The following is a 12,166-nucleotide window of genomic DNA, read 5'->3' on the forward strand; positions in this document are numbered from 1 at the left end:
CAGGGGGGAGGCCTTCACCATTTCGCCTTCCTTGTCGGTGGCCCGGAACAGGATTCCCGGAATGCTGATGTCGTTCTCGATATATCCTGCCGCGTTAACCCGTATCTCCCCCGCCGCCCCCTTCAAGCCTTGTACCGCTCGATAGTTCACCGCGGATGCGATCATGCGGATCTCGTATTGGAGCCGCAAAAAGAATGCGAGGGGGGTTTCCTGGGCCGCCCTCGCATCCGTTCACGCGCGCAATTCCTCAAGCGCTGCCAAAAAAGATGTCGGTACTCTGTAGATCGACCCCGACCAAGGTGATGGTCGTTGTTTGTCCGCCCGTCTCGGCAACCGTCACGACGCTGTCCGCGCCGGTGTTGTTGATCGATTGGACAACGGCGTTCGGGTCGCCGTTGAACACCAGCTTGTCTTGCACGCCAGGGCCCGTATCGAAGCCGGTGACCTGGTACAGGTTCTCATTGACTGACAGATCGATGTTGAAGGCATCTCGCTCACCGATCGTGCCCGCCAACGTGAAGTCGAAGGCTGCGTTGGCCGGGTCGTTGGCGAACAGGTTGGCGTCAAAACTACTCGTCGCCGAGTCTCCGTCCTTGTCCGTCAGCGTCGCGCTGAACGCCAGCTGGACATCGCTGGCCAGGCTCTCGCTCTGTTGGATGAACTGGATCACCGGGATCTTGACATCGCCCCGGCCCATCGTCAGCTGAACAGCGTCGATCAGTGACGCACCCGCCTTCTCGACGAGGAAGGACACCTGTCCGCCAGCCTCCGGCGTCAGGGTGTTCACCTCGGTGAGGCTGGAAAACGTCCCATCGGCGTAGTAGATCCTGTAGTACAGGTCCTCGGTCGCCGTGTTGTAACCCGCCACGGAGTTGTCGATGAAGACCTTCATGCCCGTCAGCAGGGTCTCTGGATTGATGACGAAGCTTTCATCGGCGGCGCTGATGGCCGCCAGGTTATCCCCCTGGAACACGTTGTTGGCGACGCCGATGCCGGACGTGCTGACGTTCATGGCTGCCGGGTCGATGTACGACGGCAGGGGGTTGGTCTGTAGCGCGGCTTCGGTGGGGTCGGGTGCTCCGAGCCCGATGCCGCTCAGGATGTCCGCCGTCGACGCCAGTGCCTTCGCGGAAAAGAACACGATCTCCTCGGATGCCGAAGGAATAGTCAGGTCATTCGTCTGCGGAATCAACAGCGTGCGCACCGAATCCGGGCCGCCGGCAGCGAGCGATCCGTCGGCACTGCTGAGCACGATCATCGAACTGAAGCCTTGCACCAGATCCAGTGCATAACGGCCATCGGCAAAGGCGGTCAACGTGTAGTCGACGGTGGTGTTCGCCGTTGCGGCGTTGTTGTCGAAGTCACCGGTCAAGGTTCCTGCGAACTGGTACGCGCCATTGGCATCCGGTGATGGCGCCAGCTCGGTGAGCGTGCCGGTCCCGGTCGTGGTCGTGTTGTCGGGCCGGACGAGGGTAAACTGGTTATTGACCAACGAGATGTCCAGACCGGCCGCACCCAGCCCGTCGGCTCCCGTCGCCATGTTCCAGAACCCGGATTGCGCCAGGACGCTACCGGTCCCGATCAGGTTGCCGAAACTGAGTGCCGGCCCGTCGTCCTTGAACACCAGGTTCTGCCCGATGTTCAGGGTCGCCAAAGCGCTGTCGCCGTCCCCGTCGGTCTTGATCGCGGTCAGTGTCACCAGGTTGTCCGAGGTCAACGACTTCGAATCATCGGGATTGTTTGGGTCGGAATGCACCACGGCGCGGGCCTGGTCGAGCGTGACGCTGCCATTGGCGGCGACGCTGACGGTAAACACCAGCAAGTTGCCCGTGGCTGTGCGACCTTCCACTACGGTGCCATTGAGCGACAGGTTCACCGCCTGGCCCGAGGCCGTATCGGTCAACCCGGAAGCTCCTGCCACCACGCCCAGCGCATAGCTCAGCGTGCCGGCCCCATCGGCACCAAACGCCGAATTGAAGTTGGCGGCGAAGTTCTGGGTGGCGTTGGTCGCCAGTACCGTCTCGTCCACCGTCAGCGTCGGTTCCACGCCGGTGGTGCTGATGCTCGGTCCGTCGTCCTTGAACACCAGGTTCTGCCCGATGTTGAGGGTCGCCTGGGCGCTGTCGCCCTCCTTGTCGGTAATGGTTGCCGTCAGCGTCACCAGGTCGTCCGAGGTCAATGTCTTCGAATCATCGGGATTGGTGGCGTCGGGATGCACCACGGCGCGGATCTGGTCGAGCGTGACGCTGCCATCGACGGCCACGCTGACCGTGAACACCAGCAGGTTGCTGAGGGCCGTACGCCCTTCGACTACTGCACCATTGAGCGACAGGTTCACCGCCTGCCCCGAAGCCGTGTCCGTCAGCCCGGAAGCCCCGGCCACCACGCCCAGCGCATAGGTCAGCGTGCCGGCCCCATCGGCGCCAAACGCCGAGTTGAAGTTGGCGGCGAAACTCTGGGTGGCGTTGGTCGCCAGTACCGTTTCGTCCACCGTCAACGTCGGCTCCACGCCGGTGCTGGTGATGCTCGGTCCGTCGTCCTTGAACACCAGGTTCTGCCCGATGTTCAGCGTCGCCAGGGCGCTGTCGCCGTCCCCGTCGGTGATGGTCGCCGTCAGCGTCACCAGGTTGTCCGAGGTCAGGCTCGTCGAGTCATCGGGATTGGTGGCGTCGGGATGCACCACGGCGCGGATCTGGTCGAGCGTGACGCTGCCAGTGGCGGCGACGCTGACCGTGAACACCAGCAGGTTGCCCGTGGCCGTGCGGCCTTCAACCACTGTACCGTTGAGCGACAGGTTCACCGCCTCGCCCGAGGCCGTGTCGATCAGTCCGGAAGCTCCGGCCACCACGCCCAGCGCATAGGTCAGCGTGCCGGCCCCATCGGCGCCAAACGCCGAGTTGAAGTTGGCGGCAAAGCTCTGGGTGTCGTCGGTTGCCAACAGCGTTTCGTCCACCGTCAGCGTCGGTTCCACGCCGGTGCTGGTGATGCTCGGTCCGTCGTCCTTGAACACCAGGTTCTGCCCGATGTTCAGGGTCGCTAGGGCACTGTCGCCGTCCCCGTCGGTCTTGGTTGCGGTCAGTGTCACCAGGTTGTCCGAGGTCAGGCTCGTCGAATCATCCGGATTGGTGGCGTCGGGATGCACCACCGCCCGGCTTTGGTCGAGCGTGACGCTGCCATTGGCGTCGACGCTGACCGTGAACACCAGCAGGTTGCCTGTGGCCGTACGGCCTTCGACCACGGTGCCGTTGAGCGACAGATTCACCACCTCGCCCGAGGCCGTGTCGATCAGTCCGGAAGCTCCGGCCACCACGCCCAGCGCATAGGTCAGCGTGCCGGCCCCATCGGCGCCAAACGCCGAGTTGAAGTTGGCGGCAAAGCTCTGGGTATCGTCGGTTGCCAACAGCGTTTCGTCCACCGTCAGCGTCGGTTCCACGCCGGTGGTGCTGATGCTCGGCCCATCGTCCTTGAACACCAGGTTCTGCCCGATGTTCAGGGTCGCCAGGGCGCTGTCGCCGTCGCCGTCGGTCTTGGTCGCGATCAGCGTCACCAGGTTGTCCGAGGTCAACGTCGTCGAATCATCGGGATTGTTTGCATCGGGATGCACCACCGCCCGGATCTGGTCGAGGGTGACGACACCATCGGCGGCCACACTGACCGTGAACACCAGCAGGTTGTCCGTGGCCGTACGCCCTTCCACCACCGTGCCATTGAGCGACAGGTTCACCACGTCGCCCGTGGCTGTGTCGGTCAACCCGGAGGCTCCGGCCACCACGCCCAGCGCATAGGTCAGCGTGCCAGCCCCATCGGCGCCAAACGCCGAGTTGAAGTTGGCGGCATAGCTCTGGCTGGCGTCGGCTTCCAGTACTGTCTCGTCCACCGTCAGCGTCGGCTCGACGCCAGTGGTGCTGATACTCGGCCCGTCGTCCTTGAACACCAGGTTCTGCCCGATGTTGAGGGTCGCTTGGGCACTGTCGCCGTCGCCGTCGGTCTTGGTCGCGATCAGCGTCACCAGGTTGTCCGAGGTCAGGCTCGTCGAATCATCGGGATTGGTTGTGTTGGTATGCACCACGGCGCGGATCTGGTCGAGCGTGACGCTGCCAGTGGCGGCGACACTGACCGTGAACACCAGCAGGTCGCTCGTGGCTGTGCGGCCTTCGACCACAGTGCCGTTAAGTGACAGGTTCACCGCCTCGCCCGTGGCCGTGTCGATCAGCCCGGAGGCTCCCGCCACCACGCCCAGCGCATAGGTCAGCGTGCCGGCCCCATCGGCGCCAAACGCCGAATTGAAGTTGGCGGCAAAGCTCTGGTTGGCGTCGGTGCCCAGTACTGTCTCGTCCACCGTCAGCGTCGGTTCCACGCCGGTGCTCGTGATGCTCGGCCCGTCGTCCTTGAACACCAGATTCTGCCCGATGTTCAGGGTCGCCAGGGCGCTGTCGCCGTCCCTGTCGGTCTTGGTCGCGATCAGCGTCACCAGGTTGTCCGAGGTCAGGCTCGTCGAGTCATCGGGATTGGTTGTGTTGGCATGCACCACGGCGCGGATCTGGTCGAGCGTGACGCTGCCAGTGGCGGCGACACTGACCGTGAACACCAGCTGGCTGGTAAGGGCCGTGCGGCCTTCGACCACGGTGCCGTTGAGCGACAGGTTCACCACCTCGCCCGTGGCCGTGTCGATCAGCCCGGAGGCCCCGGCCACCACGCCCAGCGCATAGGTCAGGGTGCCGGCCCCATCGGCGCCAAACGCCGAATTGAAGTTGGCGGCAAAGCTCTGGGTGGCATTGGTCGCCAGTACCGTCTCGTCCACCGTCAGTGTTGGTTCCGTGCCGGTGGTGGTGATGCTCGGTCCATCATCGTCGAAGATGATCCTGGAGCCGATTTCGGCTTTCGAAATAGAGGCCTGTACCAGCGTGAAAGCACCGATATCAAAATCGGCGTGCTCATTGCCCTTGGCATTGACGGCCGCCCCGTTCTCGACGAGCACACGGTTGTGGTCCGCCGCAGTGGTGTATTCAATCTGGTAACCGGCTTTGACGCCCGTGATGGTTGCAACCCCTGCTGCAAAGCTGATGGTGATGGCCGGATCATTCACCGAGCCGTTTGAATTCTCGATCACCTGCCCGATGCTGTTGAAGACACGAACATTGGTGATGGCCACCGGCGAATCATTCCCATACCCATTGATGAAATTCGTGCCAGGTTCAGCAGCGGTGCTGGATGCGCTGACTCTTACCACGGCACTCTTGCCGCTTTGCAACTGCACAACGTCGAAACTGGCCGATTTCGCATTGAAGACACCGGTAAAGTCGACGTTGGATTCAACATCGGCTTCGTTCTGGTCCAGGTTGGGAATGGTCACACTCTGCCTGGCACCCGTGACGAACGAAAAGCGGATGCCTTCTTGCTCCACAATCATCTGATTATTGGTGCCGAAGGTGGTAGGGCCACCCGCCTGGCTGGTATTGATCGTGTCTCCAGTCGTTATATTGGCGCCGCTTGACTGGTCTGCGGGGTCCTTGCCGGTGGCGATGATGGTGGGGTCCGTGATCCGCAACACACCACCGACATCGACAACGTTCGGGTTCGCCTTCGTGAACATCAGGAACAGGTTCTGACCGGAGGGCGCATTGGCCAGGCTGAATTCCATGTCCTGGCTGGCGCCGATGAAAACCTTATCCAGCAGGTTGAGCGAATCATCGGCATTCGTCGTAACGGGGTGTTTAAGCGGTTGGTACTCCACGGTCCAGATTTTGCCGCCCGTGACCGGCGATCCGGTTTCTTCAATATAGGCCGCGAACACGATTGCGCCGGTTGCGCTCCCGGCTCGGCCCACGACGATGTTGTTGTTCGTATCGGTATAGAGAAGGATGCTGGTGCCATCAAGGGTATCCAGCCCGCTGTCCACGCCATTGAGCGGTGCGCCGGATATGCCGACGAAGCTGATATCGGTAATGCTTGCTCCGGGATCAGCGGTAATGGTGAATGCATTGCTGCCCGTGTCGCCCACGGCACCGGTATAGCCACTCAAGGCCGCGCCCGTGGCGGTACCTGCCCCCAGTGCGGCTAAACGGGTAGTGAAGGTCGAAGGCAGGGATGCCACCAGAATATCGTTGTCGTCAGCGTCCCCCGCAGGGGTTGGCGTGGCTGCGGCGTTCTGCAACCCGGCCGTTTCGTCCAGCGTGACGTCCTCGCCGGTCGCCACGACGCCCAAAACGCTGTCCGTAAAGGACGTTGTCGCCACGGCGTCGTCACCGGTGCCGACCACTCCATCGGCGCCCGCAGCGGTCGCGGTGAGCAGAAACGTCGCGCCTGCCGAGTCGTCGGGATTCACGTACCACGAAGTGGTGACGCTGCCGTTGACCTGGCCGTCGAGATCGCCAGCGCCGCCGTCGGTCACGGACCAGGGCTCATGCCCCGCGCCGGTGTTGGTGTCGAGCACATCGTCGGGCGTGCCCCACACACCATCCGCGCCAGCACCGATGGCGTGGTCCACTTCGAGCGTCACGGTGCTGCCGGCGGCGAAACCGCTGGCCGTAATGATGGCTGTGCTGCCGGGGGCGTAGTCTTCAAGGTTGGTGGTGACGGTCGGAATGTAGGTAAACGTCCAGTCGTGGTTGACGGGTGAAGGATGGTCACCGGTGTTATTGGTCAGGTCGTTCGTGGGCGATGAGGTTTTCTTGCGCATAGTCATGACTTTCTCCTGAGCGGGGTCCAGTCATCGGGGGTCGACCTTGGACCATTTTCTGATCTATTGGTCTCAACTATGAACAAGCACCGCAGGCGGCACATCGGCGGATACTCCCAGACGGGATGGGAGATTCAGACTACGGGGGGGAGGAGACGGAAAGTCGCGAAGGTAAAGTTGATGGCTTGGGATAAATCCCGAGCACCTGAATTTGCCGAACTTTATCTACGAGTCGTGAAAGGGAAGCGTTGAAACAGGCGGGGGAGCTGCAAAATATGGTGTCCCAGGGCAGGTTCGAACTGCCAACCTTCCCCTTAGGAGGGCCATACACACCCCAGCAGCACCAGGTTATCCCCAGCAATTACTGGGTCTGCGTGTCTCATTGAGTCCCGCAACGCGCAACGGTATAGTCCTTTATGCTGGTACGCTGCTGGTACGGAAAGATGAAGACCAAGATCACACAGAAGCTGCTGAACAGCCTCGCCCCCGAGGACAAACCCTATCGCATCCACGATACGGAGCAGCCCGGCCTGTTCCTGCGTGTCCAGCCGACCGGGCATGCGTCCTATATGGTCACCTGGGGCCGCAACCGCGAGAAGTCCCTCGGCCGCGTTGGCACTCTGACACTAGCACAGGCCCGCATCAAGGCCGCCCGCTACTTGGCCGACGCCTACGAACACGGCGAGCCCCTAGCCGTCGCCCAGGGCCGCACCGCAGCCACCTCCCCTACCCTTCGCGACTTCATCGACGACACCTATCTACCGTGGTTCAAGGCCCACCACCGTGGCCACGACAAGACCGCGCACACCTTGGCGACCAGCTTCAACCCGATCATGGCGATGCGCCTGGTGGAGGTCGCCGGCCGCGACCTGGAGCAGATCCGCACCGGCTGGCTGAAGGCCAGCAATAAACCAGCCACAGCCAACCGCAAGATGGGCACCATCAGCGGAGTCTTCAGTCGGGCCGTGGACTGGAACTATCTGGAGGCCTCACCGCTGGACAAGGTGAAGGCGCTGAAGGTCGACGCCAAGGGTCGCATCCGCTACCTGTCGAAGGATGAAGCCAAGGCCCTCCGGGAGGCCCTGGACGCGCGTGAGGAGCGCATGCGGGTGGAACGTGACAGCGCCAACCAATGGCGCGCCGAACGCAGGCGGGAGCCCATGGCGGACCTGCGCGCGCTCGCGTTCTCCGATCACCTGAAGCCCATGGTCGTCCTCTCGCTAAACACCGGGCTACGCCGCGGCGAGCTGTTCAACCTGCGCTGGCCACACGTGAACCTGCAGGCGAAGACCCTTACCGTCGCCGGCGAGGGCGCCAAGACCACCGAGACCCGGCATATCCCATTGAACGCCGAGGCGCTGGCGACTCTGCAGGTATGGAAGAAACAGGGCGACACTGGCGGCTATGTCTTTCCCGGCCAGGACGGCGAACGCATGACGGACGTGAAAACGGCCTGGCTGGAGTTGCTGAAAAATGCCGGGATCGAAGACTTCCGCTGGCACGATATGCGTCACGACTTCGCGTCACGCTTGGTGATGGCTGGTGTCCCGCTAAACACCGTTCGCGATCTGCTGGGGCACAGCGACATCAAGATGACGCTCCGCTATGCCCACCTGGCGCCAGATAGCAAAGCTGCGGCGGTGGAGTTGATCTAGCTAGCAAAAGATCAATCTTGATCCGACTCTTCTTGCCTGACCCGCTGTTCTATTGCCACATGCAGCTTGGACTTGAAGCTTTCCAAGTCTTGCTTAGGCACCTTGATTGGCTCACGCGAATCGTCCCCCTCACTAAGAGCCTCACCGATCGCTTCTTCCACGGCCCGCCACATCCGCTCAGTCAGCCCTCGATCACGGAGATGGGGGATGTCAGCATTGGTGAGCACCACTACATCCTTGCGGCTTTCGACGATTTCGATGATGGTCGGCCAGCTATCTGCGATTACGCTGAGCTTCGCGTTTTCCCATGGCGAGCAATCCTCAGCAGAGCGAGGCAACCGGTGCCAAAAGGGCGGCGACAGCTTAATCGTCTCCCATATGCGGGTTTCCTCATATGAGAGCAGTTGCGGATAACGGGAAGCCAAGAGCACCAACCGCACTCCTTCGTTACTAGACCACAAGCGGTCGTCGAGACTAGATGCCAAGTCAGTGGGCGCATCTGGATCTTCGTGTTCAGCGAATACCGACCTTGGAAGCGACACGTCCGCCAAGGCTTGCTCGACAGCCCATTCAACTACGCCGGTAACAGTTCGCTTCTGAATGCGCGCAGCGAGGTCAATCCCGTATTTGATTCGGGGATCGATTCGCAGCGAAACGCTTACGGTCGTTGACTGGTCAGCTGACTTTTTTGGGCGTGCCATAGATGTCCATCTTCTTTTGAACGCAAAGTCTGCTAGCAAACGCAACTGCTGTCAATTTTGCAATTCCGTTCAGATTCGTCCAGTTGTTTTGTACAGCATTTGCTTGCACAAAACGCAAATGCATCCTAGCATCCTCCTCCCGGTAAACCCTCAACCCGACCAGTAAGAGAATCGACATGACCCGAGCAGCCCCGATCATTCCGCTTGCAATTGGCCCTGAAGAAGCTGGCCGCATGAGCGGCCACACCCGTTCCGCGATCTATGATGCGATCGCCAAAGGCGACCTGGAGTCCTTCAAATCCGGCAAGCGCCGCCTGATTCTGGTTAAGCAGTTGGAAGCCTGGCTTAACCGCATCGCAAAGAAGAACGCCCGATAGCTACCACTAGCATTACTGCGCCCTTAAGCCGCACAGCCTGAGATAGCCTCGTGAATATTGACGTCAGGAGAGTGCTAAACCGAGCTGAAATCTGCATCGAGTTCGGACGGCTTGTCATTCTCCCCACCAGCGGTGCTCGTGTTCCACAGCACTGGTTTCAGGAGCACTCGTCCGGTCTTACCCGAGAAATCCTGACCACCCTCGGGATAGAGGCATACGAATACTGCAGCTACACAGCAGGGCATTACGGTAAGAACAAAGCGGCCGGCGTAACCCTGCAGTTCGAGTCCGCAATATCCGACTCAACACCCTACGCCATGTTCAATGCAAAGCTAACGCGCAGCCGGAGTACCAAAACAGCCAAGAAGGGCTCGCCTCTGCCGACAGGACACTTTCGCGTCGGCAAGCGCTGCCACCTATATCGCTTCTGGAAATCAACGGGGCTTCCTGAACCCAAACGCCTGGCAGCTCTCCACGACTACATGGGCAACCTGGCTGGCATCCTGTTCACGGCAGACTGGGTGAAAGGCCGCGAAAACCGTATGGATGCCGGCTCGCTACGCCCCTTGTCCGTCTCTGCAGGGGAAATCCGCAAAGCATTTCTACCGGACAACTTACGGACAACACCCGGACAAGCGCCGGACAACATCCAGACAAGGGTGCCGGACAAGGATTCCGCTCTATCCCTTGAAAATCGAGGTCTTCAGCCAAAACCAACTACGTGTCACGAAAACCACGGTAAAGCGGTAATCAGTGAGCGCAGGGACAAGGGAGCTGGCTCGTTCCCTCCTCAGCGCCAGACACCTCAGGAACAGCATTGGGAGGACTGGCTCAACGACTACAAACGCCCCGTGCAACCAGACTCCGACTTTAAACAATCGGTGGGGAGTCTCGAATGAGCGGTGCTGGCGGACTATCTGTTCGGTTGAGCAAGCGGGGCTGGCTAGAACTCAGCTGATTTGCTGTGGCTCCTTGAGCGAAGCCCCTACCTGCCGGCTAGGCTTCACAAAACTCACACAAGAATGCAGTGGCCAATCATGATGTTTCAACAAGACCCTTTCGAGTCTGAAGCCGCCCGCTCATTGTTGGATCAACTGCTGGAGGACTCGCGCCTCTATCACGGTAGCTCTGACTACAAGATGCTCTTGGACTTCATGGTGAAGCTCAGGAACTTCGCGCCCTTCAACGCGCTGCTGCTGCAGATCCAGAAGCCGGGACTGAGCTACGCCGCGTCGGCATACGACTGGCGAGAGCGCTTCAATCGCCGTCCTAAACGGGATGCCCGCCCTTTGCTCATACTGTGGCCTTTCGGGCCAGTGGCTCTGGTTTATGACGTTCAGGATACCGAGGGGGCCCCACTTCCCGCAGACGTCAAATTCTTCCAGGCGAGCGGTGATATCACCGAGGAACGCATGATGCGTTTCCTTACCCTGATAGAGCGCAAGGGCATCAAGCATCATTACTTCGATGCTGGTGACTGCAGTGCCGGCTCCATCGAGCAGGTTCGAAAGCCGCCAGCCCCAAAGGACACGAAAGACAAAAAAGCCAAGGAGCCCAGCGAATACCTGATGCGGATCAACCACAACCACACCCCCAATGTGCAATTCAGCACTTTGGCGCATGAGCTCGGCCATCTTTTCCTTGGACATCTCGGCGCTGACGAGCGACTCAATATTCCCCAGCGGCTGCGGCTGACTGAGGCTCGAATGGAGCTGGAAGCCGAGTCCTTCGCCTATTTGGCATGCAGCCGCAATGGGGTTGCGTGCAGTTCGCAAAGCTACCTGGCCAATTACGTCGACAAGCACACAAGCGTCGATGACCTCGACATCTACCAGATCGTCAGGGCGGTCGGTCAGATGGAAACCCTCTTGGAACTGACCGCCCATACGCGCTATGAGGTGCCAAAGGCCAAGCAGTGAAGGGACATGGCTCTCATGTCTGTCCTGACGAAAACCTCATTGCAAATTGCCAAATGATTTCGACAAATCCCTGGGAGAAAAAATGGGCGGATGGGGTAGTGGGCGCGGACAGGTTGGCAAGGACACCACATACGACATGCTGGCACTGGATGTTCGTCTCCTGCAGCGAGATGGCCTGCTTTCACCAGGCAGGACTGTCGACAGGTGTTGGTCGCTCAATGGCGAAAAAGTCGGCTCCATCCAAATTCGGGCAAAGGCTGACCATGTAACTCTCAACTACCGAACCCGAGTCAGTGGCGCCGAATGGCCGACGATGGCGTACCCCGTCTTTCTGGAATGGACAGACTGCGCCTATGGCGGGCGTCGGCCATGGTTTCTGTGCCCTGGGCAGGGCTGCGGGCGGCGCGTGGCGATCCTGTTCGGCGGATCAGTCTTTGCCTGTCGGCACTGTCACAAGCTGGCATATTCAAGCCAGCGGGAACGCTTCCGTGATCCGGCTATGCTTCGTGCCGACAGAATCCGAGAAAAGCTGGGTTGGAAGCCAGGCATCTTCAACGGTGACGGAGTCAAACCCAAGGGGATGCACTGGAAAACCTATAACCGTCTGAAGGCCGAACATACTGGGTATGTGATGGCAACGCTGATGGCTATGGAAGACTGCTATGAGATGTGCGAGCGTGAACTGGCCAGGATTGAATAACTGCTGAAGGGGGTGTCAGAAATTTTGTGTTCGGGCATAACATGAGTAAGAGGTGCATGTATGCCAACCAAAAAGAAACCCGCGTTGCGAGAGCTACCGAAAATCCCGAAAGAGCTGCTCGAGCAATTCACCGAT

Annotated in this window: 7 protein-coding genes; 5 read left to right on the top strand and 2 right to left on the bottom strand. The window is 60.3% G+C overall.

The window, feature by feature from the left end; translation table 11 throughout:
- Positions 1–247: 247 nt before the first annotated feature.
- Positions 248–6,685 carry a DUF5801 repeats-in-toxin domain-containing protein gene (locus BSF44_RS05965; protein WP_256588978.1) on the bottom strand — a complete coding sequence of 2,146 codons (6,438 nt, stop codon included), beginning with the start codon at positions 6,683–6,685 and terminating at the stop codon, positions 248–250.
- A gap of 437 nt (positions 6,686–7,122) precedes the next feature.
- Here BSF44_RS05965 and BSF44_RS05970 point away from each other — a divergent pair, with 437 nt between their 5' ends.
- The gene (locus BSF44_RS05970; protein WP_095942714.1) at positions 7,123–8,334 is read left to right on the top strand and encodes a site-specific integrase; all 1,212 of its coding nucleotides are present in this window, start codon (positions 7,123–7,125) and stop codon (positions 8,332–8,334) included.
- An 11-nt stretch (positions 8,335–8,345) separates the two neighbouring features.
- Here BSF44_RS05970 and BSF44_RS05975 read toward each other — a convergent pair whose 3' ends face one another.
- Complete coding sequence (locus tag BSF44_RS05975) at positions 8,346–9,035, bottom strand: hypothetical protein (RefSeq protein ID WP_095942706.1); 690 nt, start codon at positions 9,033–9,035, stop codon at positions 8,346–8,348.
- A gap of 176 nt (positions 9,036–9,211) precedes the next feature.
- Between BSF44_RS05975 and BSF44_RS05980 the strand changes: the two genes are divergently transcribed.
- From BSF44_RS05980 to BSF44_RS05995, 4 genes are all read left to right on the top strand, one after another.
- Positions 9,212–9,412, top strand: coding sequence for a helix-turn-helix domain-containing protein (locus BSF44_RS05980; protein ID WP_095942707.1), 201 nt, complete (start codon positions 9,212–9,214; stop codon positions 9,410–9,412).
- Between the two features lie 50 nt (positions 9,413–9,462).
- Positions 9,463–10,311, top strand: a complete 849-nt coding sequence (locus BSF44_RS05985; protein WP_095942708.1) for a hypothetical protein — start codon at positions 9,463–9,465, stop codon at positions 10,309–10,311.
- Positions 10,312–10,449: 138 nt separating this feature from the next.
- On the top strand, positions 10,450–11,331 hold the full coding sequence (locus tag BSF44_RS05990; RefSeq protein ID WP_172435307.1) for an ImmA/IrrE family metallo-endopeptidase: 882 nt from the start codon (positions 10,450–10,452) through the stop codon (positions 11,329–11,331).
- A gap of 136 nt (positions 11,332–11,467) precedes the next feature.
- Positions 11,468–12,031: a hypothetical protein gene (locus BSF44_RS05995; protein WP_218194545.1), complete on the top strand. Its 564-nt coding sequence runs from the start codon at positions 11,468–11,470 to the stop codon at positions 12,029–12,031.
- The last annotated feature ends 135 nt before the right edge of the window (positions 12,032–12,166 follow it).

Origin of the sequence: Pseudomonas sp. ACN8 (genome assembly GCF_002303925.1) — a bacterium.
Taxonomy (GTDB): domain Bacteria; phylum Pseudomonadota; class Gammaproteobacteria; order Pseudomonadales; family Pseudomonadaceae; genus Aquipseudomonas.

Coding starts and splice junctions, on each gene's coding strand:
- BSF44_RS05990 (WP_172435307.1), top strand. CDS start 10,450: ATGATGTTTCAACAAGACCCTTTCGAGTCTGAAGCCGCCCGCTCATTG.
- BSF44_RS05995 (WP_218194545.1), top strand. CDS start 11,468: ATGCTGGCACTGGATGTTCGTCTCCTGCAGCGAGATGGCCTGCTTTCA.
- BSF44_RS05965 (WP_256588978.1), bottom strand. CDS start 6,685: ATGACTATGCGCAAGAAAACCTCATCGCCCACGAACGACCTGACCAAT.
- BSF44_RS05980 (WP_095942707.1), top strand. CDS start 9,212: ATGACCCGAGCAGCCCCGATCATTCCGCTTGCAATTGGCCCTGAAGAA.
- BSF44_RS05975 (WP_095942706.1), bottom strand. CDS start 9,035: ATGGCACGCCCAAAAAAGTCAGCTGACCAGTCAACGACCGTAAGCGTT.
- BSF44_RS05970 (WP_095942714.1), top strand. CDS start 7,123: ATGAAGACCAAGATCACACAGAAGCTGCTGAACAGCCTCGCCCCCGAG.